We start from the raw sequence: 17,846 nt of genomic DNA, 5'->3' as shown, positions 1-17,846 counted from the left end.
TCCATCGTCCCACCCACCAGAGGATGGGACTCGTCGACGTACGGCTTGCCCAGGAGGCTCATCGTCACCCCGGCGTCCAGGGCCTCGGCCAGGTCCATCAGCTCCTGCCGGGCCCCGGCCATGCCGCGCCCGGCGAGGATGGCGATGCGCTCCCCCGCGTCCAGCAGCTCTACCGCGCGGGCCACGTCGTCCTCGCGCGGCGAGACCACCCCGTGCGTCCACTCGGGCGCGGTCACGACGACCCCGTGCTCCTGACCGTCGTCCCCGGCCAGCTCGGGCGCCGGCGCGTTCTGCACGTCATGGGGGATCACCACCACGACCGGGGTCCGGTGCGTCAGGGCGGCGCGGAACGCCCGGTCGATCACCATCGGCAGCTGGTCGGCGGCGACGACGGTCTGCAGATAAGGCCCGGCCACGTCGGCGAACACGCTGCTCAGGTCGATCTCCTGCTGGTAACCGGAGCCGAGCACGCCCGTGTGCTGCTGCGCCACCAGCGCCACCACCGGGACGCTGTCCAGCTTGGCGTCGTACAGGCCGTTGAGCAGGTGCACGGCACCCGGGCCCTGTGTGGAGTTGACCACTCCCACCCCGCCCGAGTACTTGGCGTCGGCCACCGCCATGAACGCCGCGGACTCCTCGTGCCGCGCCCGCATGAACCGCGGTGCCACGTCGGACCGCTGCAGCGCGCCGAGTATCGGGTTGTTCCCGTCCCCGGCGTATCCGTAGATCCGTTCCACATCCCAGGCGACCAGTCGTTCGACGACGAGGTCGGCCACCGTCTTGTCGTGGGTCATCTGTGTCCCCTCTCCGATTGACGGCCCTGATGGTGGGCCCCACCGTAGGGGCCGCACAGGCGGGCCTCCACCGGTACCGCGCAACGACGTGGTCCCCGTCAGACCCAGCCCTTATCCTTTCGGGGACGGTCCGCTCGCCGGACGCGAACCCGACACCGGCACGCCACGCCGCCCGAGGAGACTTGATGACGACACCCGACACCGACCGCTCGCAGACCGCGGTCATCGTCCTGGCCGCCGGTTCCGGCACCCGGATGAAGAGCGCGACGCCCAAGATGCTGCACCGGGTGTGCGGCCGGACGATGCTCGGGCACGCGCTGCACGCCGCGGCCGGGATCCACCCGGAGCAGATCGTCGTGGTGGTGGGGCACCAGCGTGAGCAGGTCGGGGCCGCGGTCGCCGAACTCGCCGTCGACCTGGGTGTCCCGGTGACCACCGCGGTGCAGGAGGAGCAGAACGGCACGGGCGACGCGGTGGCCGCGGGCATGGCCGCCCTGCCCGCCGATTTCTCGGGAACGGTGCTGGTCACCACTTCGGACATCCCCCTGCTGGACGCGGACACCCTCCGCGAGGTGGTCACGCGCCACGACCTCCGGCCACGCGCCTCGGTCACCATCCTGACCTCCACGGCCCCCGACCCCACGGGGTACGGGCGGATCGTGCGGAACGACGACGGCGAGGTGCTCAGGATCGTCGAGCACAAGGACGCCTCGGACGACGAACGGGCGATCGACGAGGTCAACTCCGGCATCTACGCCTTCGACGCCCGCGTCCTGCGGGAGAAGCTGGGCGAGCTGGGCACCGACAACTCGCAGGGCGAGTTGTACCTGACCGACGTCATCCAGTTGGCGCGTCAGTCCAACGGGCTCATCCGCGGCCACCGTGTCGAGGACGCCGATCTGGTGGCCGGGGTCAACGACCGCGTCCAGCTGGCCGGGCTGGCCGCCGAGATGAACCGCCGCCTGTGTGAGACGGCCATGCGCGCCGGCGCGACGATCGTCGATCCGGGCAGCACCTGGGTGGACGTGGACGTCCACATCGGCCGGGACGTCACCATCCTGCCGGGCACCCACCTCACCGGCTCCACCGTGATCGGCGACGGCGCGACCGTCGGACCCGACACCACCCTGCAGGACACCACGGTCGGCGAGGGCGCGAGCGTCGTGCGCACCCATGCCGTCGGCGCGAGCATCGGGCCCGGGGCGGAGGTCGGCCCGTTCGCCTACCTGCGTCCGCAGGCGGAGCTCGGCGAGCGCAGCAAGATCGGCACCTTCGTGGAGGTCAAGAAGTCGAGCATCGGGGCGCACACCAAGGTCCCGCACCTGACCTACGTGGGCGACGCGACCATCGGGGAGCACACCAATATCGGGGCATCCAGCGTCTTCGTCAATTACGACGGGGTGAACAAGAACCGTACAGTGATCGGCGATCACTGCCGCACCGGTTCGGACACCATGTTCATCGCACCGGTGACCGTCGGAGACGGGGCCTATTCGGGCGCGGGTACCGTGATCAAGAACGACGTCCCGCCCGGGGCCCTGGCGGTGTCCGGCGGACGACAGAGGAACATCGACGACTGGGTGATCGAGAACCGACCGGATTCCGGCTCGGCCGAGGCCGCCCTACGTACCCGGAACGACTCCTAGAAGGACGGACTCACCGAGTGAGCGAGTGGATCGACAACCAGAAGAACCTGATGTTTTTCGCGGGGCGTGCGCACCCCGAACTCTCGGATCAGGTCGCCGCCGAGCTGGGGATCGAGGTCACCCCCCAGACCGCCCGCGACTTCGCCAACGGGGAGATCTTCGTCCGCTTCGAGCAGTCTGTCCGCGGCTGCGACGCGTTCGTGCTGCAGAGCTGCCCGGCGCCGCTGAACAAGTGGATCATGGAGCAGCTCATCATGATCGACGCCCTCAAGCGCGGCAGCGCCAAGCGGATCACGGCCGTGCTGCCGTTCTACCCGTACGCGCGGCAGGACAAGAAGCACCGTGGTCGTGAGCCCATCTCGGCCCGCCTGATCGCCGATCTGCTCAAGACCGCCGGCGCCGACCGGATCATCACGGTCGACCTGCACACCGACCAGATCCAGGGCTTCTTCGACGGCCCGGTCGACCACATGCACGCCCAGGGCCAGCTGTCGGACTACGTGCGGGAGCACTACGGCACGGACAACATCTGCGTGGTCTCCCCCGACGCCGGCCGCGTCAAGGTGGGCGAGAAGTGGGCCGACGCCCTCGACGGTGCGCCCCTGGCGTTCGTCCACAAGACCCGCGACCCCAACGTGCCCAACCAGGTCAAGTCCAACCGCGTCGTGGGTGACGTCGAGGGACGCACCTGTGTGCTGATGGACGACATGATCGACACCGGCGGCACCATCGCCGGCGCCGTCAAGGTCCTCAAGGACGCCGGTGCCGGCGACGTGATCATCGCCTGTACCCACGGTGTCTTCTCCGACCCGGCGGCCGAGCGGCTGGCCACGTGCGGGGCCAAGGAGGTCATCACCACCGACACGCTGCCGATCCCGCCGGAGAAGCGGTTCGACAACCTCACCGTGCTGTCCATCGCCCCGCTGCTGGCCCGGACCATCCACGAGGTCTTCGAGAACGGCTCGGTGACCAGCCTGTTCAACGGGAACGCCTGACATGTCCGCGGACGCCGCGGGTCGCGCCACGATCTACCACAACCCGCGCTGTTCGAAGTCCCGGCAGGCGCTCGACCTGCTGCGCGAGCGGGGGGTCGAGCCGACTGTGGTCAAGTACCTCGACACCCCGCCTACGGTCGCCGAGCTCCGCACCCTCATCTCCGATGCCGGGCTGACGGTGCGGCAGGCCGTGCGGGTCAAGGAGGCCGAGTTCACCGAGCTGGGTCTGCTCGAGGCCTCGGACGAGGAACTGCTCGAGGCGATGGTGGCGCACCCCCGGCTCATCGAGCGGCCCTTCGTCGTCACCGGCAAGGGCACCCGCCTGGCGCGGCCCACCTCGGCCGTCGAGGAGATCCTCTGACGGTTGGGGTGGTCGGAGTGACCCGGGCCCCGGCGTGACCCGGAGCCCCGGGGTACCCGACGTGATTTGGGGGCGGGGCGCCGCGCCGCTAGGCTGATCGGGTCATCTCGGCGAGGGAGGGCCCTGCAGGGGCCACTCCGTTATCGACGCGATCATTGTCGGTGTGGTCCCCGGTGGGCCGCCCCGGGCGATCGTCTCGGTCGCCGGGGAGGTCTCCCGCCCGCAGAGCGCACGCGCGCTCCCCACCGACAGAAGGTTCACCATGGCCAAGGAAATCAACAACCTCAAGACCACCATCCGCACCGAGTTCGGCAAGGGCTCCGCCCGCCGCGCCCGTCGTGAGGGCCAGGTCCCCGCGGTGCTCTACGGCCACCACACCGAGCCGCGCCACCTCCTCCTCAACACCCTGGAGTTCGCCGCGGTGCTGCGTGCACACGGCACCAACTCGCTGCTCACGCTGGACATCGAGGGCGAGGAGCAGCTCGCGCTGCCCAAGCAGATCGACGTGCACCCGCTGACCCGCGTCATCGAGCACACCGACCTGCTGGTCGTGCGCAAGGGCGAGAAGGTCACGGTCGAGGTCTCCGTCACGGTCGTCGGCGACGCCGCCCCGGGCACCCTCGTCACCCAGGACGCCAGCTACGTCGAGATCGAGGCCGACGCCACCCTCCTGCCCGAGGGCTTCGAGGTCTCGGTCGAGGACGCCGAGGCAGGCCTCCAGATCACCGCCGCCGACATCGAGCTCCCCGCCGGCAGCACCCTGGTCTCCGATCCCGAGACCCTGATCGTCAACGTGATCGAGGCGCCGACCGAGGCGGACCTCGAGTCCGAGGAGGAGGCAGCCCCCCAGGGTGAGGCCGCCGAGGACGCCGCCCAGGCCGCCGAAGAGGCGTGATCCCCCTCGCCGCGGCCTGAGCTGCGGCGACACCGCCCGCGGGCCCGCTGCCGACCATCGAGTCGGAGCGGGCCCGCGGTCGATTCCGGAACCCCTCGTCCGGACGCACCGGCCGGCTGGTCCCGACCGCAGTCGAGACCTAGCCGCAGTCGAGACCTAGCCCCGAATGAGGCCGACGGCCAGGACGACCATCATCACGGCGATCCCCGCGTCCAGCACCCGCCACGCGCCGGGCCTGGTGAACACTCCGCGCAGGGCCCTGCCCCCGAAACCGATCAACGCGAACCATGCCGTGCCGGCGAGGAACGCCCCGGCCGCGAACACCCAGCGCAGATCCCCCGCCTGCTGGTTGGCGAGGGTCCCCAGGAACACCACGCTGTCCAGATAGGCGTGGGGGTTGAGCCAGGTGAACGCCGCGCACGCCGCCACCGCGCCCAGGGTCGAGGGGATCCGTGCGTCGCCGTCCACCTGCAGCCCGCTGCCGGGGCGCAAGGCGCGGGATGCGGCAAAGGCGCCGTAGGCCAGCAGGAACACCACCCCGAACCACTTCATCACCGTGATGGCGGCGGGCGCGGACTCGACCAGCGCCCCGACCCCGGCCACGCCGAGCAGGATCAGGGCCGCCTCGGACAGGACGCAGAAGATCACGATCGGGACCATCGCCACGTCGCCGCGGATCGAGCGTTGGAGGACGTAGGCGTTCTGTGCGCCGACGGCGGCGATGAGCCCGAGGCCCATCCCGGCGCCCATGAGAAGCGTGGAGGTGGTGGTCACGTCCCCACGCTAGGGTCGCGATGGATGTAGCGCTACTACAGTTCCTTGGCTAGCATTAGCCTCACTTATGGACGCACTTCACCTGGACCAGCTGCGCACCCTCGTGGCCGTCGTCGACCTCGGTTCGTTCGACGCGGCCGCCACCCACCTCCACCTCACGCAGTCCGCGGTGTCCCAGCGGATTCGAGCGCTGGAGGACTCGGCCGGCCGAATCCTGGTCCGCCGCGACCGCCCGGTCACGGCGACCGACTCCGGCGAGACGGTGCTCCGGACCGCACGGCAGATGCTCCACCTCGAGGAATCCCTCTCCCGCGAGTTCGACGGAGCGGGCACCCCGACAGAGCACGTGGTCCTGGCGGTGGCGTGCAACTCCGATTCGCTGGCCACCTGGTTCCTCGACGCCATGACCGAGGTCCACTCCTCGGGCCGGGTGGTCTTCGACCTCCGCCGCGAGGACGAGTCGTTGTCCTCCCAGCTCCTCCGGCGGGGCGAGGTGATGGCGGCGGTGACCAGCGAGTCCCGACCCGTCCAGGGGTGCCGGTCACTGCCGCTGGGGTCGATGCGGTACCTCGCGTGCGCCAGTCCCGGGTTCGTGGCCCGGCACCTGCGGGACGGTTCGCCCACGACCGCGCTGGGCCGAGCCCCCATCGTCGACTTCGATCGCAGCGACGCCCACCAGAACCACCACTACCGACGGTTGGCCCGCCGCGAACCGACCGGGCCCCGACACTTCGTGCCCAGTTCGCACGACCACGTCCGGGCCATCGCCGCCGGGTTGGGCTGGGGCCTGGTCCCCGAGCGACTGGCCACACCGTGGCTGGTCTCCGGCGAGCTCGCCGAGGTCTCCCCCGACCGCCCCCTCGACGTCCCTCTGTTCTGGCAACACTGGAGACTCCAGTCCCCCGACCTCGACGCCCTGACGGCGGCGGTGCTCGAGACGGCCCGGGCCGAGCTGCAGGCATGACGGCCCGAGCCGGAGCGGAGGCGAGCGGGTGGAGCGGCGACCGACGGGAGCGGCGACCGACTCCGTCTGGGACCATGGGTCCGTGAGTACCGCTGACGCCCCCGGACCCAGACTCGTCGTGGGCCTGGCCAACCCCGGTCCCGACTACGAGGGCACCCGACACAACATCGGCTGGGACGTGCTGGTGGAGCTCGCCTCCCGCGCCCTGCCCATGCCCGCGAGCTTCTCCACGCACAAGCGGACCAACTGCGAGGTCGCCCAGACGCGGTTGGCCGACCAGGCCGTGGTCCTGGCCCGTCCGCGGAGCTACATGAACCTGTCCGGGGGCCCCGTCGCGGCGGTGGCGAAGTACTTCTCCGTCGCCCCCACCGAGGTGATCGTGGTGCACGACGAGATCGACATCGATTTCGGTCAGGTCCGGCTCAAGCGTGGCGGGGGCGAGGGCGGGCACAACGGCCTGCGCTCGGTGACCAGCGCCCTCGGCACGCGCGACTACATCCGCGTCCGCGCGGGGGTCGGCCGGCCACCGGGTCGCATGGCGGTGGCGGATTACGTCCTCAAGCGCTTCTCTAAGCTCGAGCAACCCGACGTGCCGTTCCTGGTCCAGGACGCTGCCGACGCCGTCGAACTGCTCCTCACGCACGGGCTGGAGACCGCCCAGAACCAGGTCCACTCCGCGTGAGCCGTCCCCGGCGGCTGCGACGTGACGCCGCTCTGGGCGCGGGGGCACTGACGGGCCGGAGCAGGAGCGCACGACCGGCTCGTGGGGCGATCACATGTCGTACAGCTCTCCCAGCCGGTCGAGGAGCGCCACGAGCGCGCCGTTCTCCAGCGACGCCGCGACCTCACCCTCGCTGAACCTCTCGGACCGCATCATCCAGGTGAGCAGCGCGACGGTCAGCTCCTCGTCGGAGTCCCGGGCCAGCGCTACGAGATCAGGTGCCTGGTTGCCCATACCGTGCCCACCACGACGTTCCAGCGTCCGCCGGTACTCGACATCGGTCAGCGCTCCCCCGTTGCAGACCTCCATGACCTTCTCGGTGTCGCGGTCGTAGATCGGGTAGCGGATGTTGAAAGAGCCGTTCTCGTTCCGATCTCCCCCCGCCCACACGACCGCGCGGACACCGCGCAACCGCTCGATCGCCGGGAGAAGGTCGCGCAGCGCCGCCCTCCGCTCCTCGCGCACCTGTCCGTCCTCGACTGCCGATCTGTCCCTACTCGCGCTCATGCCCGTCTCCGCTCCGGCGCCGTCCGGTGACGCCGCCACTGCGCACCGTAGGCGCCGGGTCCGACAGCGCGCCCCGTGTGACCTCGCCTTTCGCGCGCGTCCGCCGGCTCCGGGCGGCGCACTGGCGGATTGGGTGCTCGAACGTGCACGGACGTACCCTGGGATGACGACGGCGAGGGCCGCCGGAGCACCGAGGAGGACGCGTGACGGAGACCGCCGAGGACACCGGGACGACCGGGCAACCCGCTGGTCCCGACGGGTCCGGGGCCCACGCGAACGTGCGCTCCGAAGTCGCGCGACGCCGCACCTTCGCCGTGATCGCCCACCCGGACGCCGGCAAGTCCACGCTCACCGAGGCGCTGGCGCTGCACGCCCGGGTCATCACCGAGGCCGGAGCCGTCCACGGGAAGTCCGGCCGTCGGTCGACCGTCTCCGACTGGATGGAGATGGAGAAGGCCCGCGGCATCTCCGTCAGTTCCACTGCGCTGCAGTTCACGTACAAGCCGGCCGGGTTGCCGGAGGACGACGACCCCTATGTGATCAACCTCGTCGACACCCCCGGCCACGCCGACTTCTCGGAGGACACCTACCGCGTCCTCACCGCCGTGGACGCCGCGGTCATGCTCATCGACGCCGCCAAGGGCCTCGAGCCGCAGACGCTCAAGCTGTTCCGGGTGTGCAAGCACAACGGCCTGCCCATCATCACGGTGATCAACAAGTGGGACCGGCCGGGGCAGGCGCCGCTGGAACTACTGGACGAGATCACCGAGCAGATCGGCCTGGTCCCCACCCCGCTCTTCATGCCGGTCGGTATCGCCGGCGACTACCGGGGCCTGCTCCGTCGCGGCCCCGACGGGGCGCCAGAGGAGTACATCCACTTCACCCGCACCGCCGGCGGCTCGACCATCGCCCCGGAGGAGCACTACGACCCGGCCGCCGCCGCCGAGCGCGAGGGCGATGTCTGGGAGACCGCCGTCGAGGAGTCCGAACTGCTCTCGGCCATGGGGCAGGACCACGACCAGGAGCTCTACCTGGCGGGCGAGACCAGCCCGGTGATCTTCGCCTCCGCCATGCTCAACTTCGGCGTCCACCAGATCCTCGACGCGTTGGTCGAGCTGGCACCGTCGCCGCACGCGTGGGACACCGTCACCGGCGCGCCGCGTGAGACCTCGGACCCGTTCTCCGCCGTCGTGTTCAAAGTGCAGGCCGGCATGGACGCCGCGCACCGCGACCGGCTCGCGTTCATGCGCGTGGTCTCCGGCGAGTTCGAGCGCGGCATGGTGGTCACCCACGCCCAGTCCGCCAAGCCGTTCACCACGAAGTACGCGCTCACCGTCTTCGGCCGCGACCGCACCACCGTCGAGACCGCCTACCCGGGCGACGTGGTGGGCCTGGTCAACGCCACCGCGCTGGCCCCCGGCGACACCCTCTACACCGGTAAGAAGGTCCAGTTCCCGCCGATCCCACAGTTCGCCCCCGAGCACTTCGCCGTGGTCCGCGCGCACTCGCTGGGCAAGTACAAGCAGTTCCGCAAGGCCATCGACCAGCTGGCCGCCGAGGGCGTGGTGCAGATCCTGCGCAACGACACCCGCGGCGACGCGAACCCGGTCATGGCGGCGGTCGGGCCCATGCAGTTCGAGGTGGTGACCGCCCGCATGAAGACCGAGTTCAACGTCGAGGTCGTCGTCGACAACCTGCCCTACTCCATCGCCCGCCGCACCGACGCCGCCTCGGCCGACGAGCTCGGCCGCCAGCGCGGAGTGGAGGTGTTCCAGCGCACCGACGGCGAGCTGCTGGCCCTGTTCGGCGACAAATGGCGTCTGCAGTACATCAGCAAGGAGATGGATCACCTCACCATCGAACCGCTGGTCGCCGACACCAACTGACCCTCGAGTCACACACGCCCCACCGGGCCCGCGAAAGCTCTGAACAACCGTCCAGAACTTGCTCGGATAGGGCTCGGAACGGCCCACCCTTGGTTAACCCCGGTGATTCACGGGGATCTGCGGATCGCTGGGCGAAAATAGACCGAAGTGCTTCCTGAACAGGGGAAACTGGGACTTGTCGAAGGTTCCATGTCCCCACACAGAAAGCACTCGGTAGGTGAAGCGTACGTCGTGGTCGTCTGGCCTGTCCGTTACTGCTGATGGTGTCGGGGTGGTCTCTCATGCCGGGGCCATCGCTCCGCGCCTTCTGGCTGATCAGGTCGGTCTGACCGCCGCGCTGTCAGGGGCCATGGCCCGCCGCCGGTTCATCCCGATCCACGATCGCGGCCGGGTGTTGATCGACGTCGCGGTGATGCTGGCCGATGGCGGCGAGTCCATCTCAGACATCGGCGTCCTGCGCCACCAGTCTGGCGCCCTGGGCCCGGTGGCCTCGGCGCCGACAGTGTGGCGCACACTCGATGAGGTCACCGCCGGCAAGCGCAAGAAGATCCAGGTGGCGCGGGCTCAGGCACGGCGGCACGTGTGGTCCCACCTGCCCGGCGGGGTGCCCGCATCCAAGTGCGCGGGCCGGGACCTGGGATCGACGATCGTTCTCGATGTGGACGCCACCATCGTGGTCACCCACAGCGAGAAAGAGCTTGCTGCGCCGACGTACAAGCGCACCTTCGGCTACCACCCGATCGGCGTGTGGTGCGACAACACAGAAGAGTTCCTCGCCGCGAGCCTGCGGCGGCGACACCCCGGCCGTGGCGTGCGATCACTACCACCGCCACGCCGAGGACGTCCGCGACCTGGCCGCCCTGGGCGTCGACGACTACCGGTTCTCGATCTCCTGGTCGCGGGTCCTGCCCACCGGGCGCGGGCAGGTCAACCGGCCCGGCCTGGACTTCTACTCGCGGCTCGTCAACGACCTCCTGGCGGCCGGGATCCGCCCGGTGCCCACCCTCTATCACTGGGACCTTCCCCAGGCCCTGCAGGACGAGGGCGGCTGGCTGAGCCGGGACACCTCGCAGGCCCTGGCCGACTACACCGCCGTGGTGGTCGACGCCCTCGGCGACCGCGTCACCCGCTGGCTCACGCTCAACGAGATGAACGTCCACACCCTCTACGGCCACGGACTCACCGATCACGCGCCGGCGCTCGGGATGGGACTGGACTGCCTGCCCGTGGCCCACAACCTGCTCCGCGCACACGGTCTGGCGGTCGGGGCGATCCGTGCCGCCGGCCCCCGGCACGAGGTCGGGGTGGTGCAACAGCACTTCCCCGTCATCGCCGCGACCGACTCCCCGGAGGACGTCGGGGCCGCCGAGATGTTCCGCATCCTGACCAACTGGCTGTTCTCCGATCCGGTCCTCCGGGGCGCCTACCCGGAGGACTGGGTGGCCGAGCTCGTCATGACCACCGCCGGCCTGACCGCCGACCAGCTCGAGCAGGACCTCGTCGTCATCGCGAGCCCCCTCGACCACTACGGCGTCAACTACTACGAACCCACGGTGATCGAAGCCCCCCGCGAGGACACGGACTACTCCGGGGTCCTCGAGGTCGACTTCCCGGAGGACATGCCGTTCCGCCCCGTGCGGATCGAGGGTGTGGAGCGGACCGACTTCGACTGGCCCGTCGTGCCGTCGGGTCTCACCGACATCCTCACGACACTCCACGAGAGGTACCCGGGGTTGCCGCCGGTGACGATCACCGAGAACGGGTGCTCGTACCACGACGGCCCCGGAGCGGACGGGGCCGTCCACGACGAGCGCAGGATCGACTACCTGCGCGCGCACCTGGCGGCGGTGGTGGACGCGGTCGACGCCGGCGTGGACGTGGAGGGGTACTACGTGTGGTCGGCGATGGACAACTTCGAATGGGCCGCCGGGTACGCCGAGCGCTTCGGTCTGGTGCACGTGGACCACACCACCCTCACGCGGACCCGCAAGGCCTCCTGGTACTGGTATCGCGACCTGATCGCCCGGCACCGGGAGCGAGTCGCAGGCTTTGGTCCGACACGGGCCTCCGGGGCGCATCCGGCGGTCTAAGCTGGGCAGATGACCACCGATTCGGCCACCGGGCGCCGTCGAACTCTGGGCCTTGTCAGCGTGTGCGCGTCCGTCGCGCTCCTCGGTTCGGCGTGCGGGACACCGGTGGCGACACCGGGCCCCGACGAGAGCCCGGCCGCCTACTCGGGCCTCGAGGTGAACGAGGACCGGATCGACTACGCGGTCGGCAAGGTCACCGACATCGTCGAGGAGGAGATGGACGCCTCCGGTATCCCGGGCGCGGCCGTGGCCGTGGTGCACGGCGGCGAGGTGGTCCTCGCGGAGGGGTTCGGCGTCCGTGACACCGGCACGGGCGCCGAGGTGGATGCGCGGACCGTGTTCCCGTTGGCCTCGATCTCCAAGTCGGTCAGCGCCACGGTGGTGGCAGCGGAGAGCGCCGACGGCCAGGTCGACTGGTCCACCCCCGTCAGCGAGTACCTGCCGTGGTTCGAGCTCTCCGATCCGCAGGTGTCCCCTCTCGTGACCGTCGGCGACGTCTTCGCGCATCGCTCCGGGCTCCCCGAGCACGCGGGCGACGACCTCGAGGACCTGGGCTACGACCGACCCGCGGTCCTGCACGGGCTGCGCCACCTGCCGCTCACTCCGTTCCGAACCTCCTACGCGTACACCAACTTCGGTCTCACCGCGGGGGCCGAAGCGGTGGCGGTCGCGGCCGGGACGCCCTGGGACGAGCTGGGTCGCGAGCGGATCTTCGACCCGCTCGGCATGACCGACACCTCGTTCTCCCACGACGAGCTGCTCGAGCGGGACAACCGGGCGGTCGGCCACGTGCGCGCCGACTCCCCCGACTCCCCCGACTCCGCGGACCAGAGCGACCCGGACGGGGACTGGGTCCCGGCCGATCCCCAGCGCGACCCCGACGCCCAGGCGCCGGCGGGGGGCCTGAGTTCGTCGGTGACCGACATGGCCGCCTGGATGGCGATGGTGCTCGACGACGGCAAGGGGCCCGGCGGTTCCCAGGTCGTGCCCGCCGAGGCGCTGCGCGAGGCCCTCACCCCGCAGATCGTCTCCTCGCCGCCGCGGGCCGCCGCGGACCGTCCCGGGTCCTACGGCTACGGGTTCAACATCGGTACCAGTTCCTCGGGTCGGGTCCAGTGGAGCCATTCCGGGGCGTTCGCGCTCGGGGCGGGCACCGCGATGCTCATGCTGCCCTCGCTCGACCTGGGGATCATCACGGTGACCAACGCCTCGCCGAGCGGGGTGGCGGAGACGATCAACGCCAGGTTCGCCGACTACGCCCAGTACGGCGACCCCACGCTGGACTGGCGGGATCTGTTCGGCCAGGCGTTCGCGTCACTGCTCGACCCGGTCGGGGACCTGGTGGACGCGACCCCGCCCGCCGATCCGGCACCGTCGAGGGACCCGGCCGAGCTGGTCGGGACGTACCGCAACGACTACTTCGGGACCCTCGAGGTCAGAGAGTCGGAGGACGCGCTGGAGATGACCGTCGGCGGCGCCGCCGCCTGGCCACTCGACCCCTGGGACGGCGACACGTTCGCGGTCGAACCGCGGAGTGAGAACTGGCCGCCGGGGTCGCGGGGTTCCGTGACGTTCGACGACGACGAGGTCACCGTCGAACTCCTGGACGGCAACGGTCTCGGGACCTTCACCAGGGCGCCCGCCGGGGACGAACCCGGCGATCCCGGATCCCCCGACTGACCGCGGGCGTCCGCCGCCCCCGGCGCAATCGGAGCCCCCGAGCCCGGGCCCGCAGGGAGGGTCAGCGCGGTGCCGGCAGCTTCCCGGCGCGCCGCCGGTCGCGTTTGGCATCGGCGTCGGGAGTGGTCATGAACGTCGAGAACCACGTCATCCGGGGGTCGGCGTCCACGAGGAAGGCCTTGACCGCGAGGGTCAGCGGCACGGCCAGGATCGCGCCCAGAGCACCGGCCACCGACGCCCAGAACACCAGCGAGAGGAACGTGACGGTGGGGGTCAGCCCCACGGCGTCGCCGGTGAACTTGGGCTGGATGAAGCTCTGGATCACCAGGTTGATCACGCTGTAGATCACCACCACCCAGATGGCGTCGACCGGTCCCCCGGTCAGGAGCGCGAACAGCGCGGGTGGCACGAGGCCCAGGACGAAGCCGATGTTAGGGATGTAGTTGGTGACGAAGGCCAGGACGCCCCAGACCAGGGCCAGCGGCACACCGATGATCATCAGTGCGATCACGTCGATGACCGCCACGATGAGACCGAAGATCGTCGAGACGATCCAGTACGACTTCACACCGTCGGTGAACGAGCTGAGGGCGTCCGCCAGCCGGGGCCGCTGGCGCGCGATCACCGCCCGACGGCGGGTGATCCCCGGTACGTCGAACACCAGGAAGGTCAGTGCGATCACCAGGACGGTGAGCTGCCCGCCCGCCGAGGACAGCTGCCCCGCCACGTTCTGGACGGTGCCGATCACGGTGCCGGGGTCGACTCCCGCCAGGCTCGAGGAGACCTGGTCCTCGCTCACCCCGAACCGTCCGAGGAACTCGATGGTCTGCTCGTACAGTTCGACGAACTTGTCCTGGTAGCGCGGGATCTCCTCGGCGGCGATCCACAGCGCCCACACGAGCATCCCCACCAGCGCGGCCAGCAGGAGGTAGAGCACCAGCAGGACGATGATCATCCCGCCCCACCTCGGCAGGCCGGCACGCTCGAGCAACCGCTGCAGCGGCTGGGCGGCGATCACCAGGTTCAGGGCGAGGAAGGCGGGCATGACCAGGTTCGCGTGCTGGGAGATCCCCCAGAGCACGACGAACGCGGCGGCCAGGGACACCACGGTGACGCCGGCGATCCCCCAGCCCTTGGGCTCCTCGTGCGGGGCGAGCACATCGGGTTCGCGCGCGCCGTCACCGGTGGTGGTCATGGCCCCTCCTCGACCCGCGCCCCGTGCGCTGGACGCCGATCAGAGTAGACCCTGTCAGCCCCCGGTCAACGCCGAACGAATGGCGTCCACGTGAACGTCGTCGAGGTCGGCGGGGTCCCAGGTGGGGTTGCGGTCCTTGTCGATCACCACGGCCCGGACGCCTTCGACGAAGTCCGGGCGGGCGGTGATCCATCCGCCCAGCGCCAACTCGGCCGCCAGGCACTCTCGCAGATCGCTCGCGGCCGCCCCTGCGCGGAGCAGCTCGATGGTCGCGATGACGGACGTGGGGCAGTGCGACCGCAGCATCTCGAGGGTCGAGGTGGCCCACTCGTCCTGCGCACCGGACTCCAGGGCCGCGACCATCTCCTGCACGGTCGCACGGGAGAAGACGTCCTCGATCCGGTCGATGTGCTTCTCGACCGCGGACTCCCCCGCCGCCGAGTGCTCGAGGCCGTGGCGCTCCAGGGCGGCGTCCAGGCCATCGGACCCGATGGCGGAGACGAAGGCGTCGCGGTCGGCGTCGTCGATCAGATGGGTGGCCAGACCCGTGTAGAGCGCGTCGGCGGAGTTCATCCGGACCCCGGTGGTGCCGAGGTAGATCCCCACCGCGAGGCCCCAGGTCCCGCCGCCGCACAGGCGGGGCAGGAAGTGGCTGGCGCCGACGTCGGGGATGAACCCGATCGCCGTCTCCGGCATGGCCATCATGACCTTCTTGGTGACCACGCGGTGCGAGCCGTTGATGGAGATCCCGAGGCCGCCGCCCATCGCGACGCCGTGGATCACGGCGACGGTGGGCACCCGGTGCGTGTGGTACGCGAGGTCCATCGCGTACTCCTCGGAGAAGAACTCCCGGTTGGTCTGGTGCTCGCCGGCGGCCGCGGCGTCGCGCAGCGCGCGGATGTCGCCGCCCGCGCAGAACGCCTTCTCCGAGGTACTGGTGGTGACGACGGCCTCCACTCCCGAGTCCTGCGACGCGGCATCCAGGGCGGAGTGCAGGGCCCGGCACATGGGCAGGTCGAGGGAGTTCAGTGCCTTGGGGCGGTCCAGGACGATGTGCTGCATCCGGCCTTCTCGCCGGGTGGTGACGAATTCGCTCATGCCCCCAGTGTGGCAGGCCGGTCTGTGCCCGTCGCCGGGATACTAGGAATTCCTACCTAGGCCGCCCCCGCCGCCCCGCCCGGCGTCAGGTCGCCGATCGTGCCCCGCCTCCGGTCAGAGCAGCTCCGACGCCACGTCCGGGACGTACTTGAACTCCTCGCGCGGCGGGCGCTCGTAGCTCGCACCCTCGGGTCGTTCCGGGATCTCGAACGTCGGCGGCTCCAGCTTCTCCCACGGCACGGTGGAGAGCAGGTGCGAGATGACGTTGATGCGCGACCGCTTCTTGTCCTCCGACTCGACCGTGTACCAGGGCGCCTCGGGGATGTCGGTGTGGATGAACATCTCGTCCTTGGCACGGCTGTACGCCTCCCACCGGTTGATGGACTCCAGGTCCATCGGCGAGAGCTTCCACCGGCGCATGGGGTCGTCGTGCCGCGAGCGGAAGCGGCGCTCCTGCTCCTCGTCGGACACGGAGAACCAGTACTTGCGCAGCATGATCCCGTCCTCCACGAGCAGGCGTTCGAAGATCGGCGCCTGGTGCAGGAAGCGGCGGTACTCGTCCGTGGTGCAGAAGCCCATCACTCGTTCCACGCCGGCCCGGTTGTACCAGGAGCGGTCGAAGATCACGATCTCCCCGGCCGCGGGCAGGTGCTCGATGTAGCGCTGGAAGTACCACTGGGTCTTGTGCACCTCGGTCGGGGCGGGAAGCGCGACCACGCGGGCGAACCGCGGGTTGAGGTACTGGGTGATGCGCTTGATCGCCGACCCCTTGCCGGCGGCGTCGCGGCCCTCGAACACCACGACGAGCCGGTTCCCGGTCTCCTTGAGCCAGGCCTGCATCTCCACGAGCTCGGCCTGCAACCGCTCGAGCTCGGCCTCGTACGCCTTCTTGGGCAGTTTCTCCAGGCCGCTGGCGAGTTCCTTCTTCTTCGACCCGTTGTTGCCGCTCTTCGAGGACGTGCTCTTCCCGCTCGAGGTGGCCTTCTTGTCGTCCTTCTTGCCGCTCATGCCCGCGATCCTACGGCCCCGGGCGCACCCGGCCCGGCTCTTCGGATGCGGTCCGCAGCCGGCTCGCGCGATAATGGATGGCGTGAGGTCCCGTGACAGCATCCTCGACGCGACCCGAGCGGTGATCGGGGACGTGGGGTTCGACGGGGTCAATATCGCCGTCGTGGCCAAGCGGGCCGGGGTGAGTCGGCAGACGGTGTACTCGATCTTCGGTACCCGTGAGGAGTTGATCGGCGAGGCGGTCACCGAGCGGTTGACCGCGCTGGTCGGTGCCTACGAGTCCGTGATGGACTCGGCCGACTCTCTGCTCGAGGTGCTGGTGGAGATCGTGATCGAGGCCCGGCGACGCATCCTCGGGGACCCGCTGCTGCGAGCCCTGACGTTATCCGGCGAGGGCAACCCGATCCACCATCCGGGTGCTGTCGACAGATCCCTCGAGTACACAGCCCACCTGCTCGGTCCGGCGATCGAGCGATTCCCCGAGTTCGCCGACCGCATCGACTTCCTCGCCGACGTCGGCGTCCACATCGGCTGGTCGGTGATGGTGCTCGACGATCCCGACTCCCGCTCCGACGCCGACCTGCGGGCGTTCCTCACCGCCTGGCTCGCACCACTGCTGCAGCCGCCATCGTGAGCGCTCTGCTCGTCCTCTGGGACCTCGACCTCACGTTGCTCGACCCCGCCGGGTTCGGTTCGCGGATGATCGCCCCCGCGCTCGCCGAGATGGTCGGCGGCGAGCCCGTCATGGACGTCTCCTTCGCCGGGCGGACCGACCGCGCGATCTGCACCGACCTGCTCGGGCGGAACGGGATCGACCCCCGCGAGGACCTCGTCACCACGCTGCTCCACGCCGTCGCCGAGCGGTGCGAGGCGCACGGGCAGGACCTGCTCGACGCGGGAGGTGGGGCACTCCCGGGAGCTCACGAGGCGATAGCCGCCCTCGCCGCGGTAGACGGGCTGCACCAGGGGATCGTCACCGGCAACATGCGACGGACGGCGCTGCTCAAGCTCCGGGTGTGTGGGTTCGACGGGCTTCCCGATCCGCGGCTCGGGGCGTTCGGGGATCACCACGCCGACCGCGCCGACCTCGTCCGCGGCGCCCTCACCACCGCCCGCGCACGCGGACTCGAGGTGTCCGCTGAGCGCGCGGTGGTGATCGGTGACCACGTCCACGATGTCCGCGGCGCACTCGACGCGGGGGCCCGCTGCGTCGCCGTCGCCACCGGTCGGGT

General features: G+C 70.2%; 17 protein-coding genes and 1 pseudogene. 12 read left to right on the top strand and 6 right to left on the bottom strand.

All coding sequences use genetic code 11. From position 1 onward, the window contains the following. Window positions 1-794: thiamine pyrophosphate-binding protein (locus G6018_RS14700; RefSeq protein ID WP_277817783.1), on the bottom strand; the 794-nt coding region annotated here is incomplete at its 3' end. 185 nt (window positions 795-979) lie between these two features. Here G6018_RS14700 and glmU point away from each other — a divergent pair. The 4 genes from glmU to G6018_RS14680 all read left to right on the top strand — a co-directional run bounded on the left by glmU (window position 980) and on the right by G6018_RS14680 (window position 4,691). Then, window positions 980-2,440 carry a bifunctional UDP-N-acetylglucosamine diphosphorylase/glucosamine-1-phosphate N-acetyltransferase GlmU gene (gene glmU, locus G6018_RS14695; RefSeq protein ID WP_182640019.1) on the top strand — a complete coding sequence of 487 codons (1,461 nt, stop codon included), beginning with the start codon at window positions 980-982 and terminating at the stop codon, window positions 2,438-2,440. A gap of 17 nt (window positions 2,441-2,457) precedes the next feature. Continuing rightward, complete coding sequence (locus tag G6018_RS14690) at window positions 2,458-3,435, top strand: ribose-phosphate diphosphokinase (protein ID WP_179525800.1); 978 nt, start codon at window positions 2,458-2,460, stop codon at window positions 3,433-3,435. 1 nt (window position 3,436) lies between these two features. Next, complete coding sequence (gene arsC / locus G6018_RS14685; protein ID WP_179525801.1) at window positions 3,437-3,796, top strand: arsenate reductase (glutaredoxin); 360 nt, start codon at window positions 3,437-3,439, stop codon at window positions 3,794-3,796. A 262-nt stretch (window positions 3,797-4,058) separates the two neighbouring features. After that, a complete protein-coding gene (locus tag G6018_RS14680; RefSeq protein ID WP_179526307.1) occupies window positions 4,059-4,691 on the top strand; it encodes a 50S ribosomal protein L25/general stress protein Ctc in 633 nt (210 codons plus the stop codon). A gap of 156 nt (window positions 4,692-4,847) precedes the next feature. Here G6018_RS14680 and G6018_RS14675 read toward each other — a convergent pair whose 3' ends face one another. Then, window positions 4,848-5,465, bottom strand: a complete 618-nt coding sequence (locus G6018_RS14675) for a LysE family transporter (protein ID WP_182640018.1) — start codon at window positions 5,463-5,465, stop codon at window positions 4,848-4,850. Between the two features lie 67 nt (window positions 5,466-5,532). Here G6018_RS14675 and G6018_RS14670 point away from each other — a divergent pair, with 67 nt between their 5' ends. Then, entirely contained in the window at window positions 5,533-6,429 is an 897-nt protein-coding gene (locus G6018_RS14670; protein ID WP_179525803.1) for a LysR family transcriptional regulator ArgP, read from the top strand. A gap of 82 nt (window positions 6,430-6,511) precedes the next feature. Continuing rightward, the gene (gene pth, locus G6018_RS14665) at window positions 6,512-7,111 is read left to right on the top strand and encodes an aminoacyl-tRNA hydrolase (RefSeq protein WP_179525804.1); all 600 of its coding nucleotides are present in this window, start codon (window positions 6,512-6,514) and stop codon (window positions 7,109-7,111) included. Window positions 7,112-7,201: 90 nt separating this feature from the next. Here pth and G6018_RS14660 read toward each other — a convergent pair whose 3' ends face one another. Beyond that, window positions 7,202-7,657 (bottom strand): DUF6508 domain-containing protein, encoded by a 456-nt coding sequence (locus G6018_RS14660; RefSeq protein ID WP_182640017.1) that lies wholly within the window; start codon window positions 7,655-7,657, stop codon window positions 7,202-7,204. A 278-nt stretch (window positions 7,658-7,935) separates the two neighbouring features. Here G6018_RS14660 and G6018_RS14655 point away from each other — a divergent pair, with 278 nt between their 5' ends. The 4 genes and pseudogenes from G6018_RS14655 (at window position 7,936) to G6018_RS14640 (ending at window position 13,313) form a co-directional block, all read left to right on the top strand. Further along, complete coding sequence (locus tag G6018_RS14655; RefSeq protein ID WP_347237875.1) at window positions 7,936-9,543, top strand: peptide chain release factor 3; 1,608 nt, start codon at window positions 7,936-7,938, stop codon at window positions 9,541-9,543. Between the two features lie 217 nt (window positions 9,544-9,760). Then, window positions 9,761-10,279 (top strand): annotated as a pseudogene (locus G6018_RS14650) (transposase); the annotation flags it as partial. Between the two features lie 70 nt (window positions 10,280-10,349). After that, a complete protein-coding gene (locus G6018_RS14645; RefSeq protein ID WP_182692063.1) occupies window positions 10,350-11,633 on the top strand; it encodes a family 1 glycosylhydrolase in 1,284 nt (427 codons plus the stop codon). A gap of 9 nt (window positions 11,634-11,642) precedes the next feature. Further along, entirely contained in the window at window positions 11,643-13,313 is a 1,671-nt protein-coding gene (locus G6018_RS14640) for a serine hydrolase (protein WP_182640014.1), read from the top strand. A 61-nt stretch (window positions 13,314-13,374) separates the two neighbouring features. Here the strand turns inward: G6018_RS14640 and G6018_RS14635 are convergent, their stop codons facing one another. The 3 genes from G6018_RS14635 to ppk2 form a co-directional block, all read right to left on the bottom strand. Further along, window positions 13,375-14,508 carry an AI-2E family transporter gene (locus tag G6018_RS14635; RefSeq protein ID WP_182640013.1) on the bottom strand — a complete coding sequence of 378 codons (1,134 nt, stop codon included), beginning with the start codon at window positions 14,506-14,508 and terminating at the stop codon, window positions 13,375-13,377. A gap of 54 nt (window positions 14,509-14,562) precedes the next feature. Next, a complete protein-coding gene (locus tag G6018_RS14630) occupies window positions 14,563-15,606 on the bottom strand; it encodes an enoyl-CoA hydratase/isomerase family protein (RefSeq protein ID WP_182640012.1) in 1,044 nt (347 codons plus the stop codon). Window positions 15,607-15,720: 114 nt separating this feature from the next. Continuing rightward, the gene (gene ppk2 / locus G6018_RS14625) at window positions 15,721-16,614 is read right to left on the bottom strand and encodes a polyphosphate kinase 2 (RefSeq protein WP_241731278.1); all 894 of its coding nucleotides are present in this window, start codon (window positions 16,612-16,614) and stop codon (window positions 15,721-15,723) included. 82 nt (window positions 16,615-16,696) lie between these two features. On the opposite strand from ppk2, the gene G6018_RS14620 reads away from it, so the two are divergent. Both G6018_RS14620 and G6018_RS14615 read left to right on the top strand, forming a co-directional pair. Beyond that, window positions 16,697-17,248, top strand: coding sequence for a TetR/AcrR family transcriptional regulator (locus G6018_RS14620; protein WP_179525812.1), 552 nt, complete (start codon window positions 16,697-16,699; stop codon window positions 17,246-17,248). Next, window positions 17,245-17,846 (top strand): haloacid dehalogenase-like hydrolase (locus G6018_RS14615; RefSeq protein WP_182640011.1); only part of this gene is annotated, 602 nt, incomplete at its 3' end. The genes G6018_RS14620 and G6018_RS14615, both read left to right, overlap by 4 nt.

Source organism: Dietzia sp. DQ11-44, from assembly GCF_014145205.1.
In the GTDB taxonomy this organism is placed as follows: Bacteria; Actinomycetota; Actinomycetes; order Mycobacteriales; family Mycobacteriaceae; genus Dietzia; species Dietzia natronolimnaea.
Note: the sequence above shows the minus strand (reverse complement) of the source record. Positions and strands in the feature narration are given on the sequence as shown.

What these genes read in the sequence shown, in the direction of transcription:
- G6018_RS14670 (WP_179525803.1), top strand. Translation starts at nt 5,533, where the DNA reads ATGGACGCACTTCACCTGGACCAGCTGCGCACCCTCGTGGCCGTCGTC.
- G6018_RS14660 (WP_182640017.1), bottom strand. Translation starts at nt 7,657, where the DNA reads ATGAGCGCGAGTAGGGACAGATCGGCAGTCGAGGACGGACAGGTGCGC.
- ppk2 (WP_241731278.1), bottom strand. Translation starts at nt 16,614, where the DNA reads ATGAGCGGCAAGAAGGACGACAAGAAGGCCACCTCGAGCGGGAAGAGC.
- G6018_RS14680 (WP_179526307.1), top strand. Translation starts at nt 4,059, where the DNA reads ATGGCCAAGGAAATCAACAACCTCAAGACCACCATCCGCACCGAGTTC.
- glmU (WP_182640019.1), top strand. Translation starts at nt 980, where the DNA reads ATGACGACACCCGACACCGACCGCTCGCAGACCGCGGTCATCGTCCTG.
- G6018_RS14640 (WP_182640014.1), top strand. Translation starts at nt 11,643, where the DNA reads ATGACCACCGATTCGGCCACCGGGCGCCGTCGAACTCTGGGCCTTGTC.
- arsC (WP_179525801.1), top strand. Translation starts at nt 3,437, where the DNA reads ATGTCCGCGGACGCCGCGGGTCGCGCCACGATCTACCACAACCCGCGC.
- G6018_RS14630 (WP_182640012.1), bottom strand. Translation starts at nt 15,606, where the DNA reads ATGAGCGAATTCGTCACCACCCGGCGAGAAGGCCGGATGCAGCACATC.
- G6018_RS14635 (WP_182640013.1), bottom strand. Translation starts at nt 14,508, where the DNA reads ATGACCACCACCGGTGACGGCGCGCGCGAACCCGATGTGCTCGCCCCG.